This window comes from Candidatus Accumulibacter propinquus, assembly GCF_056856495.1.
Map to the genome: position 1 here is coordinate 66,568 of NZ_JBSEHC010000001.1, position 14,731 is coordinate 81,298.

Consider the following 14,731-nt stretch of genomic DNA (forward strand, 5'->3'; position numbering starts at 1 on the left):
CTTGATGAGCAGAGTGTGGGCCTACTTCTGGCTGCCCGAAACCAAGTACGTCATCGCTGCCATCGTCGTTTTCGCATTGCTGTCACTGCGCCTGTTGCCCAAGGAACGGCGCCGGGTCGGCGGCACAGTGGCGGTGTTCTGCGTATGTCTGGTGGGGCAGCTCTTCGGCGCGATCCTCGAGGCGCTCGATTACTCGCGCGTCGCGGTGATGGTCCATGAGCTTTTCGTCATTGGTTCGGGAATGGCACTGTTTCGCCTGGTGGCGATCTTTGTCTTCCGCAGCATCCTGCCGCGCGTGGGCATCGTGACGGTCCGCATCGCCGAGGACATCATTGTCCTGGTGGTCTACGCCGCTTTCATCCTGGCAAGACTGCACATTGTCGGCCTCGATCCCTCAAGCCTGCTGACGACATCGGCACTGATCACCGCGGTGCTGGCCTTCTCCATGCAGGACACCCTGGGCAATGTTCTGTCGGGCGTCGCGTTGCAACTCGACAACTCGCTGCGCGTCGGCGACTGGATCAAGCTTGACGATCTTACCGGTCGGGTGGTGCAGATCCATTGGCGGCAGACGACGATCCGGACGCGAAACAGCGAAGTGGTGATCGTTCCCAACAGTCAGTTGATGCGAGGGAAGTTCACCGTCTTCGGCCGGGCCGACATCCGTGCCTGGCCGTGGCGGCGTTGGGTGTGGTTCAACGTCACCTACGATTCGCCACCGACGCTGGTGATTCAGAAGGTGGAGGCGACCATCAGTACCGCCGAAATCCAGAATGTGGCTCGGGAACCGGCACCGACTTGCGTGCTGATGGAGTTTGGTCCGGGTTACGGGCGCTACGCGCTGCGCTACTGGATGCTTGATCCCCAGCCCGATGATCCCACCGACTCTGCGGTGCGCGTCCACATCTTTGCGGCCCTGCAGCGCGCCGGCATGCAGTTGGCGGTGCCGGAACAGTCCCTGCACATCACCAAGGAGAACGACGCTTATCGGGAATCGGTTCGCCGGCGTGAGATCGACCGGCGCATGGCCGACCTGCGCAAACTCGAACTGTTTTCCGGTTTGCAGGAAGAGGAGTTGAGAACCATCGGCGAGCGCATGGTGTATGCCCCTTTTGCTTGTGGAGACGTGATTTTCCATCAGGGCGATGCGCCGCACTGGCTGTACCTGCTGGCCGTTGGCGAAGCGGAGGTATGGATGGACCTTCCCGACCATTCACGGCAACTGTTCCGCTCCGTCCATGCCGGCAGCACCTTCGGCGAGAAGGGCGTGCTGACCGGAGAGGCGCGCCGCGCTTCGGTCATCGCCAGGACCGACGTCGTGTGCTACCGACTGGGCCAGAGCACCGTCGAAGAAGTCATCCGTTCGCGGCCGGAAATCGCCGAGGCGATTGCCGAGATTCTTGCCCGTCGCGAGATCGAAATGGACAATTTCGTGCGCCAGTTCAGCGGCGTCCCGGCCGACGGCCCGGCTACGCATCCGAAGGCCGGCATTCTGGCGATGATCAAGGATTTCCTGGGGCTGTAAGCGCAGCGGCGCGCACTTCCGCCGGTGCGCTCAAGCGATCTGGAAGCGTCTGACCGACCGATCAAGGGAACCGGCGAGTGATTCGAGGTGCTGGGCAATCCCGGCCATCGAACCGACAGTGCCGCTGACCTGCGCGCTGCTTGCGGCGATGGCACTGACATTCTGCGATATTTCCTTGCTGCTGCTGCTTTGTTCGCGCAGGAGTGTGGTGATTTCGTCGACACTGGAAATGACCACTGCGGCTGACGACTGGATATTGCTCATCGACAGTTCGGCGCGCTCCGCTTCGGCGAGGGCGTCGCGAACGCCTGTGGTACCGGCAGCCATGGTCCTTTCGGCTTCGGTCATGCAAGAGCGGATTCTTTCAATGGTCGAGGAGATTTTCAGCGTCGATAGGCGCGTCCGCTCGGCAAGCTTGCGCACCTCGTCGGCAACGACGGCGAAGCCGCGTCCCTGCTCACCGGCGCGGGCGGCCTCGATTGCGGCGTTGAGGGCCAGCAGGTTGGTCTGGTCGGCAATCTCGCGAATCACATTGGCGATAGTGGCAATCTCCTCCGATTGCTGGCCAAGTTCGTTGACCGATCTGGACGAGGCATCGACGACCTCGGCGATCGATTTCATCGCCCTGGCCGTGCGGTTCACGATTTGTTTGCCGTTCATGGCGGCTTCGCCGGTCTGTTTTGACGTGGCATCGACCGCATCCGAGTTGCCTGAAATGCTCTGGATCGAAGTCGACAACTGTTCCACCGCGGTGGCAATGGTCTGTGCCGACTGGCTGCTTGCCGACGAGGCCGCCGATACCTCGGTCGACGCGCCGGCCAGCCGGGTGGCTTGCGATGTGACTTCGCTCGCTGCGGCATGCACCGAGGAAATCATTTCACGCAGGCTTTCCTGCATGGCTCGCATGGCGGCCATCGTGCTCCGTGTGTCGCCCGGAGTCACCTCGATCGACTGCGTCAGGTCGCCACCGGCAATGGCGTGGGCGATGGCTGCGGCGGTCGCCGGTTCGCCGCCGAGGCGGCGCATCAGGCGCCGGATCATCGCGCTGCCCAATACCAGTGCAGCGATAGTGGCCAAGGTCGAGGCCAGCAACGCCAGGACCACAGTACGCACCGCGGCCGCTTCCTGTCTGGCGAGTACGCCGACGATCTGCTCGTCCAGTTTCGATTCGACGGCTTTCATCAGGTCGATACGCGCCGTCGATGCCTTGAACCATTGCCCGGCGGGGACGTCGAGTTCCTCGCCTGGACTCGCTTCGAACGCAGCCTTGCGCATGCGCACCGCTTCCTCCACGTCGCTGCCCTTGACCGTTGCGTCGGCGAGTCTGCTGGCATCGGCGGAGGCAAAGGTGCGGAAAGCTCGCATGTAAAGATCGTGCGCGCTGACGATTCCGACGAAGCGGCGGAATGATTCCGGATCGAAGGTCTTGGCGGCGAAGGCCGCGTTCAGGGTTGCCCGCTCGCGTCCGGCGAACTCCTTGGCCTGGACGAACATCAGGTAGGCGGTGGCATCGCGCGCAATCTCGGCATTGTTCGTGGCTTTGGCGACGGCGCTGATCACGTCTACGCCGGTCGAAATGGCCGCGGTATAGCGGGCAAAGGATTCCGCAGCCTTGACCGCCTGAAGGTCGACCTGACGTCGGAAATCGGACAGTTCGCCGGCTTTGCCAATCGCCAGCTCAAGGGGCTGGCCCAGTGCCTCTGCCAGGACGGGTGTTTCGCTCAGGCGCCTGGCGACGGCTTTCAGGTTTTCCAGCTTCTGGTTGGTCAGTTCCCGTTGGCGGCCCAGTTCAGGACCGAACTGCTGACCCTTGCTGGCCAGAAACCCGCCGGACAGCCCGCGCTCCTTCTGCTGCTCATGCACCAATTGGCTGGTGGCGATCGCGGCTTCGACAGCAGCTTTCGAGAGGTGGGTCGCGCGCAGTTCGCTGACTGCGCCCCAGACCGTGACGATCGCGTAGGTGATCAAGCCCAGCAGGGGAAGCGAAAGCATCACCAACAACTGCTTGCGGGTCGACAATTCCGAGGAGCTTATGCTCATTAAATATACCCCCAGTGTTCGCATGCAAAGGCATGATTCTAACGTGGACATGCCCCACTTTGGGGCGTCCAGGCGGCTCATCGCGGTTCTCATAGCCGCAGTGTGCCGGCATAGCCGGTCATTTCGAGGTAACCGCGGCCCCTGAGGCTACCCTCCACCTTGACCAGCCCTTCCCAATACACGACCGGGGCCGGTTGACTGGCGGACAGTTCCTGGTCGTCCAGTACCGGCAGTGTCCGCAGCAACTGCTCGCCGAAGTGGATCTCCATTTCTACCGGATAACTGGCACCGCTGCGCGGCGAAGTCCACCGTCGTCGCGGGGTGAAGACCACGTCCGCTGCCCCGAAGTGTCGCAACTGGCCGGCAGCGTCGCGCCATGCGGCATGCGCGAACAGCGTCCTTCCCTGCGCGTCACGCATGCGAAAAGCCATCAGCGCGCCGCCGTCGGCGAGATTGATGCCCAGCCAGTCCCAGCCGACGGCGCCGCCGCCAAGGATGGCGGTGGACCATTCGTGATCGAACCAGGCTCGCCCGTGCACCTCCTGCCGACCGCTGTCCCGCACCAGTACTCCGTCGACCCGCAATTGCGGCCAGCTCACGTAGTAGCTGGCCAGATCCGCAGCATGGCTCTTGCGCGAGTAGCCGTTGTCGCCCTGCAGCAGCAGTGGCTGCGACGGCGTCAGGGTGAAATCGAACGAAAACTGCGGGCTCTGCATCTGCAGCCTGAGGACCTCGCCCTGCGCGTGGTCCTCGCGGTGCATTCGCCAGGAACCGATGCTCACGTCACAGTCGACGCTGGAGAAGCTGCCGCCGAGGTTGGCGCGGGCGGCGCGCTCGGTATGCCGCAGTCTTTCGCCTGGGACGGTCAGCGCGGCGTGCGCCCAGAGGATCTGGCGCGCGGCAAGCGGCGAGCGCAGTGTTTCGGCCGTGCCCGGCCGGTTGCGGAAGAAGGTCAACTGAAAACCGACGTCCGGCTGCGGCGAGTCCAGTGCGCCGGTGACATACCACCATTCGGTACGAAAATCCGGGTGGCCACCATGGTCGCGCGGAAAGGCGAGCCTCGGGCCGGGGGTCACCGGGGGATAAGCGAGCAACGCCTCGGCAGGCCAGGTCAGCGTCGGCAGCAGCAAGGGGGTGGCAAGGAAGCGACGGCGTTGCATGGGTTCGGTCGGTGCGCTCAGTGGGCACTGGCCAGCACCTGCGCCAGCGGCAGTCGGGTGACCTGGCGCGCGGCGTAGTGGCTGGCCAGGATGGCTGCCGCCAGGGTCAGCCCGGCGCCGGCGAGGAGGGTGGGCCAGGGGATAGAGAGTGGCATGCGCCAGTGAAAGGACTGCGGATTGATCACATGCGTGAGGATGGCGCCGATCGCCACGCCGCAGGCGAGACCGACCAGCAGGCCGACGCAGGCAATCAGCGCACCTTCGAGCATCACCGCCTGGCTCAGCATCCGGCGGTCGAAGCCCAGAGCACCGAGCGTAGCCAGTTCGCGGGCGCGCAGCCAGACGCTGGCGGCGAGTGTGACGGCCAGTCCGAACAGGCCGATCAGCATCGCGGCGGCTTCGAGCGCGTAAGTGACGGCAAAGCTCTTGTCGAAGATCGACAGGCTCAAACGGCGAATCTCAGCCGCTTCGGAAAATTCCAGTCCGTGCCTGCCGGCGTACGGCGCGAGCCAGGTGGCGGCAGCAGCTTCCTGGCCGGTCCGGGGCCACAAGGCGAGGTCGGTAGGCTGGAAGCGGCCGCCGAGGTGCTCATAGTCCTCCCGGCTGATGACCAGGGCGCCGAACTGCCTGGAATAGTCGCGCCAGACGCCGCCGACGAAGACCTCCACCTCGCGCCCCAGCAAGGGCAGGTGCAGGATCTGCCCCGGCACGATCCGGTAGATCTCGTGCAGCGCTTCGCTGATCCAGACTACCGCCATGTCTGGCGGTGCCGCCACCAGCTCGCCGCTGAAGGGCAGGCGTGCCGCCGGGTTACCGCGCTCGATTTCGCGCACCAGTAGCGCGACGTTTGGCCGCTGCGCATCGATGGTCAGCGAGCCCTGCGCCATGCGCTCGACTCTGGCGAAAGGCGTGTCCGCCTGCAGCAAGGCCGTGAGCACTTCAGCCGGCAGCGGGGTTGCCCGGCTGCGCAGATAGAGCGGTGCCGGCAGGATGTCGTCGAGCCAGCGATCGACGGCAACCCGGAAGCTGGAAACCATGATCACCATGCTGGCGGTCAGTGCAAAACTGACGATCAACCCGCTGGCGGCCACCTGTGCCAGTAGCGGTGCCTGGGCGACGTTCTGCAGCGCGATCTGCTGCGGCGCTGGCAGTGCTCTCCCGGCAAGATGGCCGAAGACCTGCCGTGTCAGTGGCGGAGCGCTGGCGATGCCGATCAGCAGGACCAGGCCAATCGCCGCATAGCCGCCCAGGGGCAGATCGAACCACGGCGGCACTTGCGTCAAGGCGAGCGCACCGATGGCCAGCAGCGCCGGCAGCAGTGGTTTGCTGGTGGCGGTCGAGTGGCTGCTGCGCGGGCGCTGCGCGAAACCGGTTTGCAGTGCTTGCGCCAGCGCCTGCTGTCGATTCAGGTACGCCGGGTAGAACGCGCCGGCCAGGCTGGCGGCGCAGCCCAGCGCCAGGAAACCCAGGGCAGGCACCGGCGCCGGGACGATGATCGGTGCGCTGCCCGTGAAATAGCCACCGCCAAGATCGCCACCCAGGACTTGCGTGAAGGCGAGGGCCAGCAGATAGCCGAGCCCCAGTCCAAGCAGCGCGCCCGGTACGCCGATGGCGAGCCCTTCGAGCAGTACCTGCAACAGGCGCATGCGTGGCGACAGGCCGAGCACGCCGAGCAGGGCAAACTGCGTCGAACGCTGTGCGACCGCGCTCAGTTGCGTGGCGAAGACCAGAAAGGCGCCGGTCAGCAAGGCGACCAGCGCCAGGACGTTGAGGTTCACGCGGTAGGCGCGCGACAGGTTGGAGACGCGTACGCCGTCGTCGTCGGCCATCCGCAGCAGCAGGCCGCTCGGCAGTCGTTGCTCCAGCGCCGTACGCCAGGCTGCCGGGTCGGTATCCGGCCCCAGGCGTATGCGACCCTCGCTGACCGCGTTGGCCGGCCCGAAGTGTTCCTGGACCCAGGCGATGTCGGCGACCAGCAGCAGGTCGTCGGGTCCTGTTGCTGGCAGATCGCCGGCGATGATCGCGTGCCAGTCCTGATCACCACGCCGCAAGGTCACGGCGCTGCCCGGATGCAGCCCGAATTTTTCGAGCAGCGCCGGTGAGGCATAGACGCCCCCGGCGAGAATGTGCGCCGAGCCGGCACGACCGTCATGTCGTGGCAGCAGCCTGGGCATCAGCGCTGCGGCACTGAACACGTCGATGCCGATCAGGCGCAGTGGCGTCGGCGAAGTGTCGAGGCGTACGCGGCTTTCGATGACCGCTGCGATCAGCAGCACCGCGGGGTCGCGAGCGATTTCGTTGATGCTCGCGAGCGGGACGCTGCCGGCGCTGTCGCGGGCGGCAAGCACGGCGTCGGGGTTTCCCTGCACGGTCTGCATCGCTCGCGAAAAATCGGCCAGCGCGGCGTCGTTGATCAGGTGGATGGCGTAGCCGAGTGCAACCCCGAGAGCGATGGCCAGCATCGACAACAGCGTTGCGGCACGACGCGTCCTGAACTGGGCCAGGATCAACCACCAGCTGAGTCTGTTCATTGCAGGCCCGCGGGCGTCAAAGTAAGGATCCGGTCGCAGCACTGCGCGACGTACTGCGAATGGGTAACGATCAGCGCACTGGTATCCCGTTCACGAACGCTTTCGAGCAGCAGCGAGAGCACCTCGCCGGCGGTGCGCGGATCCAGGTTGCCCGTCGGTTCGTCGGCCAGAATCAGTGCCGGTTGATGTACCAGCGCGCGCGCGATCGCCACCCGTTGCAGTTCGCCGCCCGACAGCGACGTCGGCCAGCGCGCCGCACAGTCCGCCAGACCGACACGGTCGAGCAGGCTGCGGATGCGCTGCGGGTGTTCGCCGCGTGGCACGCCGCACAACAGCAAGGGCACCGCAAGGTTCTGCGACACGGTCAGCGTTGGCAGCACATGAAAGGCCTGGAAGACGAAGCCGATACTGCGCGCTCGCAAAGCCGCGCGCGCCGCTTCTTCGAGCCGGACCATGTCGAGCGCCTGCGGACCGATCCGGACCGCGCCGCGCTCAGGGGTTTCGAGGCCGGCGATGCAGTTCAGCAGGGTGCTCTTGCCAACGCCGGATTCGCCGACGAGGGCAACGACTTCGCCGGCCGCGACGGCGAACTCCAGGGCCTCGAACAGCGGTCGGCTGGCCCCGGCATGGCGCTTTGAGAGGTCGGTGACGGTCAGCATGGCGCAGGGCCAGTGCTCGGGCCGCAGATCACTTCTGTTCGGCCATGTAGGACCAGTTGATCTTGCGGCGCGGCAGCAGGTAGTCCAGTTCCTCGGCGGGACGTTCCTGCAGCCGCAATGGCCGATCGATCTTGACCACGCCTTCGCTCGCAAGATCGATGATGATCGACTGGCGACGCGGGACCTCCGGCGCGTAGATCATCACCTTCGGCGAGAGTGGTTGGCCGGCGGGCGCAGATCCGACCACCGCCCCGATCCGACCGTCGCTGAGCTGGACGATCGAGCCGGGTGGATAGACTCCCATCGCGCGCACGAACAACTGCAGCAGGGTTGCGTCGAAAGCCTTCTGCTCGCGTGTCCACAGCGTCGACAAGGCTTCGGAGGGCGACATCGCACGCCGCGTGTCGGGCGGGTTGACGAGGTTGTCGAAGCGGTTGGCGATGGCCACCAGCCTTGCCGACAAAGGAATCGCACTGCCGCTCAGGCGGTCCGGGAAACCGCCGCCGTCGAAGCGCTCGTGATGGTGCAGGATGGCGTCCAGCAAGGGAGGCGACAGGTTGCCGGCGCGCAAGGCCTCGGCATGGCCGGCGCGGCAGTGCGATTGATAGATCACTTCCTCGTGCCGGTTGCGCTCGCTGCTGCGCAGGATCGACGAGCGGATCGCCAACTTGCCGATGTCGTGCAGCAGGGCGCCGATTCCGAGGGCGCGCAGGGCCTGCTCGGGCAGTTTCGCCTGTTTGCCGAGCAACAGCGCCAAGGTCATGACCGACAGCGAATGCGCCGCGTGCCCGTCATCGTGCGCCTTTTCGGCAATCAGCACGATCGCGCTGTCAGGGTCGGCCAGCAGCGCTGTCGTCGTGTTCTCGCTGACCTTGGCGACCCGTTCGACCGCCGCGCGGGGGTTGACCGAGAAACTTCGGATGGCGCCACCCACCTCCCGGGCGGAGCTGATGTAGTGTTCCTGTGCCTTGTCGAGGCGCCCCCTGAGTTCGCTCATGACCCGTGCACGCTCGCGCTTCTCGGCCATGCGTGCCGCGGTCAGGGCTGCCAGTTGCGCCTTCTCCGCCTCGCCTTCCCTGCCGGCAGGCGTGTCGGCTGCGCGTTGCGGCAGCGGCGCAACCTTGCAGCGTGCCGGGTCGCAGAACAGTTGAGGCAGTTTCATGGCCGCAATCAGCCGTGCCTGTTCCTCGTCCGCAATCACAAAGGAGTTGAACATGAACTGGTGGTCCATCCACGGCACCGGCAAGCGCACGTGCACGCCTGGACGCAACTGCGAGGCGTCGATGCAGATCTCACCCGCGTTCGGGGTGGCGGCATCGGGGGCTGCGGATACGTCGTCAGTCATTGCGCCGGGCAGGACCAGTTGACCTTGCGTTGCGGCAGCAGGTATCGGACCTCTTCGACACTGCGGTCCTGCAGGCGCAGCACGCGCTCGATGGTCACCACCTCTTGCGTCGCCAGGTCGGCGATGATCGCCTCGCGGTGCGGCACTTCGGGCGCATAAATCATCACCTTCGGAAGGAGCGGCTTGCCGACCGGCGCCGAACCCACCACCGCACCGATCCGGCCATCGCTGAGCTGTACGAGCGAGCCGGGCGGATAGATGCCCATCGCGCGCACGAACAGTTGCAGAAAACCGGTATCGAAGCCGCGCTGCTCACGGGTCCAAATGGTCGACAAGGCCTCGGCAGGACCCAGCGCGCGGCGGTAGTCAATGGGATTGACCAGCGAGTCGAAGCGGTCGGCAATAGCCACTATTCGGGCCGCCAGCGGTATTGCGTTGCCGCTGAGTCGTTCCGGGAAACCGCTGCCGTCGATCCGCTCATGGTGGTGCAGGATGGCGTCGAGCATCGGTTTCGACAGGCTGCCGGCGCGCATCGCCTCGTCGTGACCGCTACGGCAGTGTGTCCGGAAGATTGCTTCCTCGTGTCGATTGCGTTCGCTGTTGCGCAGAATCGATGGGCTGATCAAGCGCTTGCCGATGTCGTGCAGCAGTGCGCCCGTACCGAGTACGCGCAGTGCCTGCTCGGGCAACTGCGCTTGCTTGCCGAGCAGCAGGGAGAGGGTCATCACCGACAGCGCGTGCGCGGCGTGCCCATCGTCATGTCCTTTGTCGGCAATCAGCACGAAGGCGGTATCCGGGTCGGCCAGTAGCGCTGCAGTTGATTCCTCGCAGACGGCGGCAAGGTCCGCTACGGACTGACGAGGGTTGGTGGAGAAGCCGCGGATGGCTCTGCTCACCGTTCTCGCAGCTCCGCGGTAGTGCTGTTCGGCTTTGACGAGCCTTTCCCTGAGGGCGTCCATCATCCGCGTGCGTCGGTCCCTGGCCTCCTCGCGCGCGGCTTCCAGCGCTGCCACTTCGTCCTGCTCCGCCTTGCCGTCGGCGGTGGGATCAGCCGCCGCTGCCCGCATGGGCAGAGGCGGAACCTTGCAGCGAGCCGGGTCACAGAACAGTTGCGGCAGTTTCATCGCCGCGATCAGGCGTGCCTGTTCTTCGTCAGCGATGACGAAGGAACTGAACATGAAGTGGTGATCCATCCACGGCACCGGCAAACGGACGTGCACCCCCGGACGCAGTTGCGATGCGTCGATGCAGATCTCACCCGCTTGCCGGGTGGCATCATCCGGGGTTGAAGACATATCGTGTGCCATTGTGCGAAACGGCGTCGTTTGGAGAACGCGCAGCCGACACTACCACAGGACCGCTTGTCCGCCAATCGCGATGGCAGTGAGCTTCGCGCTTGCGGAAAGTATTCGGTTGCGCGCAGGCGGACGCCTTGCGGCCTTGCCGCGGCGCGCTCCGCAGCCCTTCCGTCTTACCGATCCGTTGCCGAAGCGCGTAGCGTGGTCAGCAATTTCTGCCCTGGACGACCGTCGGCGGTCATGCCCAGACGCTTCTGTTCGGCCTGAACAGCCTGTCGGGAATTGCTGCCGATCATGCCATCGATCTCTCCGATCGGATAGCCGCGGCCGGCGAGCAGAGTCTGTAGCTCACGGCGTTCGCGGCGCGAAAGGCCGCCGTCGTCGGTGGGCCATGCGGTGGCAAACGGTTTGCCGCCCTTGATCCGGTCGGCGAGATGGGCAATCGCTAGGGCATAGCTCTCGGCGGCGTTGTAGCCGTAGATGGCATCGAAGTTGCGCAATACCAGAAAGGCCGGGCCGCGCGGACCGGCCGGCAGGAGCAGGCCGGCGGCCACATCCGAGGCGGCGAGTGGTTGGCCATCGGCACGGCGCACACCGCGACCTGCCCAGTACGACTGCGGCCTTTTATTGCTGCGTCCGGAGACGCTGGTATCAAATCCCGGGGGCAGAACGACTTCGTAGCCCCACGGTTCACCCTGTCGCCAGCCCGCCCGATGCAGGAAATTGGCGGTCGAAGCGAGTGCATCGGGGACACTGTCCATCAGATCCCGCTTGCCGTCGCCGTCACCATCGACCGCCAGGCGCAGAAAGGTCGAGGGCATGAACTGGGTATGGCCAAAGGCGCCGGCCCAGGAACCGACCAGACGCTCCGGGGTGATGTCGCCGCTGTCCAGGATCTTCAGTGTGCTCAGGAACTCGCCACGGAAATAGGCTTGCCGACGTCCGAAACAAGCGAGGGTACCGAGTGAGGTCAGCAGGGGGCGCTTCCCGAAGTTGCGCCCGAAGTTGCTCTCGACACCCCATACAGCGACAACGGTGTCCGCATCTACGCGATAGCGCTCGGCTGCCGCCGCCAGCGTGTCGGCCCATTTCTCGCGCATTGCAAGGGCGTCGCCAACCCTTTCTTCATCGACCAGAGCAGCGAGGTAATCCCATATCGGTGTCCGGAACTCGGGTTGATAGTCGAGGAATTCCAGCACGCTCATGTCGGGCGCGAGGCCACGGGTCAATCTATCGAAAGACGCGCTGGAAACCCCTCTCGACGGCGATTCAGCCCGCAGCGCTGCCATGCACGCGCCGAAATGTTCGTCCGGTGGCGTTGCTTGCGCGGCTGCGGCAGCACTGATCAGCGTCAGGAATCGGACAAGGCAGACAAATTTCATGGCTGAACACACATTGACAAAGGGTGGAAGGAACTGCGGCGCTCAACGGTCAGTTGCGGCTTCAGGCTGCTGTTCACGGCTTGCCGGCACGTCGTGCCGTAGCGGTTTGCGTGCCGGGGCATGAGAATTGGCGTCGTACTCAGCATCGCCGATGACTTCACCCTCGATCACAAGACCGCTGGACTGCTGTTCCGGCTCTCTGGCCGGCTGCACTTGCGCGTCCAGCACGCGGCGCAGGTGGCGTGTCTTCCACTTCAGGTAGGCAAACAGCAGCGTTCCGCCGACCAGCAGCACTGCGAGAGCCAGCACCGAGAACATGAGGCCGACGACCACCAACGTCGCGCTGGCCATGATCGCCAGTAACTTACCGAACCAACCGGAGGGGAGCGCCATCGTTCGTGCGCTTGAAAAACCGCGTGCGTCCTCGTTGCTGATCATCGAAGTCCTTGTTTTCAGGTTCGGCGAAGAGTGGTGTCGCCGCCTATTGTAAGATTTCGGAAGTACTCCGGCCATCCCTGGGCAGCACTCGATGCCGCGATCGCTGGCGGGAGGTCGCTACCGACCAAAAGAACGGCCCGCGCAGGGGGGATCTGGGCGGGCCGGTGTTGCGGTCGCCGCGACACTCCAAGGGGAGGGGGAGGGGGGAGAGAGCATCCCGACGACGAGACGAATCCTACAGGCGAAAGCTACGGGCATCTGTGGCGTCTATGTTCCATTGTGTGACAGCGTGTAAGGCCTTGGCTTCCGGCGGGCATCCAGCCTTCAACGTCGCTGTTCGCGTCTTGGAAGTGCTTTCCAATCCCTCTGGGTTGGGCGGCCACTTTCCCTTGGCGGCTGGCTGCACGGTTGCACGATGGCATGCGCGGATCGGAGTGCTGCGCCGGCGGGGCATCGCTGGCGCAGCCAATTGACAAGCACGGCTTAGTGTGGTCTGCTTTGATATAAGGTCGTTTCAGCTTGATCCGAGTACAACCGTGCCGAGGAGGGAATCGATGCCGCACTCCTGTTCAAGTTGCAGGCGTCAGCCGATGATTGCGGTGACGGATGGAATGCTTCGGCTGCAGATGTTTGCCGTCGGGCCTCTTGCCAGAGCCGGCCGTTTCTGTAAGCGGATGCGGATGACATGATCTCGCATGCATTGACCATCGTGATGAACGAGTTGAACAGGCATCTCGCCGATACCTACGGCGGTGGCGATGGGTCTCCGCAGGTGGCTTTGGGCAACATGGCGGAAGGCATTGCCAGCGCTCCAGGCAGCAGTGGCGTACCCCGCGATATGCTCATTCTGTCGATGGTGAATATCAAGGAGGAAAAGGCGCTCAAGAACCTGCCCAATCATGTCCGTAACGATGCGGCTTTGACGGTCACCTACCAAAATCCACCAGTATTTCTGAATTGCCAGATTCTTGTCGTTGCCAGCCATGGCAACTATACCAATGCCTTGTTGATGTTGTCGCGGGCGATCCGTTTTTTCCAGTTCAAGAACGTGTTCAGCCAGGATAATGTCGCTCCGGCTTCAATGACCACCAATGCACCGGGCAATGCCCTCGATCAACTCGAATCGTTCAAGCTCGTCCTCGATCTGTATTCCCCGAGCATGGAGGAGGTCAACCATTTGTGGGGTACCCTGGGCGGCAAGCAGTATCCTTTTGTTCTGTATGTTCTGCGTCTTCTCGAACTGCAATTCAAGGCCACACAGAGTGAAGGCGTGCTGGTTAACGAGGTGGTTACCGACTTTTATCAGAAATCGGCGACGGATTAATATGGCAGAGCGGATGGCACGCAGGTACAGAAAACTGTTCGAAGTCCGGATCCTTCACCATTATTGGCTGGATCGGGGAGCGAGCGTCTTTGACCGGATCACGGATCAGGCGCTGAAAGCCAGACTTCTGCAAGCCTACGATGTACGTCGCTTGCTTGGCATACAGCCGACTGGAAGCACCCGCGTTGCGCTCGCGGCTAACCAGTGCCTGTTTGAAGAAACGGCACTGGGTTTCGTGGTGCTCCTGAAAGGCACCACGAGCTTGCCGGCGGACAGCGTCTTCGAGTTCGTGATCGTCGTCAGGGACAGTCGTTTTTTTGACTACTCGGCGTTGACCCTGCGTCCGCAAAGGATCCACGAGGCATACGACCGGAGCGAGGGTGTCACCTGTCGCTACAAGGAAAACGTGCCCGTCGTGTCGAATCTGAGCGGGGCGACGAGAGGGGCAGGAACGGGCAAATTGCTGTTCCTGTCGCGAAGATATCGCCCCCTGGCGCCCACCGAGCAGGTTGAGGCCCTGGGTTTATCGGGTACGGCATTGGGGCAACTCACCAGTGACGGTCCGAACGCACGCGTCCAGCAACTTGCCGCCGACGCAAACGACCTCCCGGTGTACCTCCATCAAGGCGACGTGCCGGCGATCATCCCGCCGGCGGGAGTGGTCGGTGTGCCAGAGCGGGGCGTCAGACTGTCGGACGATGTGGCGGATGACGTATTTGCGCTGATCAGTCTGACCGCCGTGCGTCCGGGCGACAGTGCGTTCAGTTTTGTCGATGCGGCCGGCCGGGCGAAGAGCAGCCCTCCCATCTACCAGCTTCGCATCAGGAACCGTTCGACGTTCTGGACCTACGTGAACAAGACGACCGGAGTCGTTGACTCGATTGAATCAGATGCTCTACCCCTGACCCATTTTGGCAACGCAGGCCAAAAGCAAAAGCCTTCCGAACGGCTGGTGAAAGTGGAGAAGACCGGCGCCGTCATCAGTCGCCTCGTTTCGGAAGTTCATGTCTAACTGCAAGCTCTTACTCT

The 14,731-nt window shown here is 63.9% G+C and carries 11 protein-coding genes; 3 read left to right on the forward strand and 8 right to left on the reverse strand.

The window, feature by feature from the left end; translation table 11 throughout:
- The first annotated feature begins 4 nt into the window (after positions 1–4).
- Positions 5–1,525 (forward strand): cyclic nucleotide-binding domain-containing protein, encoded by a 1,521-nt coding sequence (locus tag AC15MQ_RS00315; protein ID WP_483079001.1) that lies wholly within the window; start codon positions 5–7, stop codon positions 1,523–1,525.
- Between the two features lie 30 nt (positions 1,526–1,555).
- Here the strand turns inward: AC15MQ_RS00315 and AC15MQ_RS00320 are convergent, their stop codons facing one another.
- The 8 genes from AC15MQ_RS00320 to AC15MQ_RS00355 all read right to left on the reverse strand — a co-directional run bounded on the left by AC15MQ_RS00320 (position 1,556) and on the right by AC15MQ_RS00355 (position 12,378).
- On the reverse strand, positions 1,556–3,565 hold the full coding sequence (locus tag AC15MQ_RS00320; RefSeq protein WP_483079002.1) for a methyl-accepting chemotaxis protein: 2,010 nt from the start codon (positions 3,563–3,565) through the stop codon (positions 1,556–1,558).
- An 89-nt stretch (positions 3,566–3,654) separates the two neighbouring features.
- Entirely contained in the window at positions 3,655–4,725 is a 1,071-nt protein-coding gene (locus tag AC15MQ_RS00325; RefSeq protein ID WP_483079003.1) for a lipocalin-like domain-containing protein, read from the reverse strand.
- A gap of 17 nt (positions 4,726–4,742) precedes the next feature.
- The gene (locus tag AC15MQ_RS00330) at positions 4,743–7,256 is read right to left on the reverse strand and encodes an FtsX-like permease family protein (protein ID WP_287665190.1); all 2,514 of its coding nucleotides are present in this window, start codon (positions 7,254–7,256) and stop codon (positions 4,743–4,745) included.
- Complete coding sequence (locus AC15MQ_RS00335; RefSeq protein ID WP_287665193.1) at positions 7,253–7,915, reverse strand: ABC transporter ATP-binding protein; 663 nt, start codon at positions 7,913–7,915, stop codon at positions 7,253–7,255. The genes AC15MQ_RS00330 and AC15MQ_RS00335 overlap by 4 nt, the downstream gene beginning before the upstream one ends.
- Positions 7,916–7,943: 28 nt before the next feature.
- Positions 7,944–9,260 carry an HD-GYP domain-containing protein gene (locus AC15MQ_RS00340; RefSeq protein WP_483079004.1) on the reverse strand — a complete coding sequence of 439 codons (1,317 nt, stop codon included), beginning with the start codon at positions 9,258–9,260 and terminating at the stop codon, positions 7,944–7,946.
- The gene (locus AC15MQ_RS00345) at positions 9,257–10,555 is read right to left on the reverse strand and encodes a cyclic di-GMP phosphodiesterase (RefSeq protein WP_287652843.1); all 1,299 of its coding nucleotides are present in this window, start codon (positions 10,553–10,555) and stop codon (positions 9,257–9,259) included. The genes AC15MQ_RS00340 and AC15MQ_RS00345 overlap by 4 nt, the downstream gene beginning before the upstream one ends.
- Before the next feature lie 176 nt (positions 10,556–10,731).
- Complete coding sequence (locus tag AC15MQ_RS00350; RefSeq protein ID WP_350497891.1) at positions 10,732–11,940, reverse strand: lytic murein transglycosylase; 1,209 nt, start codon at positions 11,938–11,940, stop codon at positions 10,732–10,734.
- A 42-nt stretch (positions 11,941–11,982) separates the two neighbouring features.
- Positions 11,983–12,378 (reverse strand): hypothetical protein, encoded by a 396-nt coding sequence (locus AC15MQ_RS00355; protein WP_287652840.1) that lies wholly within the window; start codon positions 12,376–12,378, stop codon positions 11,983–11,985.
- Positions 12,379–13,063: 685 nt separating this feature from the next.
- On the opposite strand from AC15MQ_RS00355, the gene AC15MQ_RS00360 reads away from it, so the two are divergent.
- Both AC15MQ_RS00360 and AC15MQ_RS00365 read left to right on the forward strand, forming a co-directional pair.
- A complete protein-coding gene (locus AC15MQ_RS00360; protein WP_287652839.1) occupies positions 13,064–13,702 on the forward strand; it encodes a Pvc16 family protein in 639 nt (212 codons plus the stop codon).
- The gene (locus tag AC15MQ_RS00365) at positions 13,641–14,714 is read left to right on the forward strand and encodes a hypothetical protein (protein WP_287665205.1); all 1,074 of its coding nucleotides are present in this window, start codon (positions 13,641–13,643) and stop codon (positions 14,712–14,714) included. Before AC15MQ_RS00360 ends, AC15MQ_RS00365 begins: the two co-directional genes overlap by 62 nt.
- The last annotated feature ends 17 nt before the right edge of the window (positions 14,715–14,731 follow it).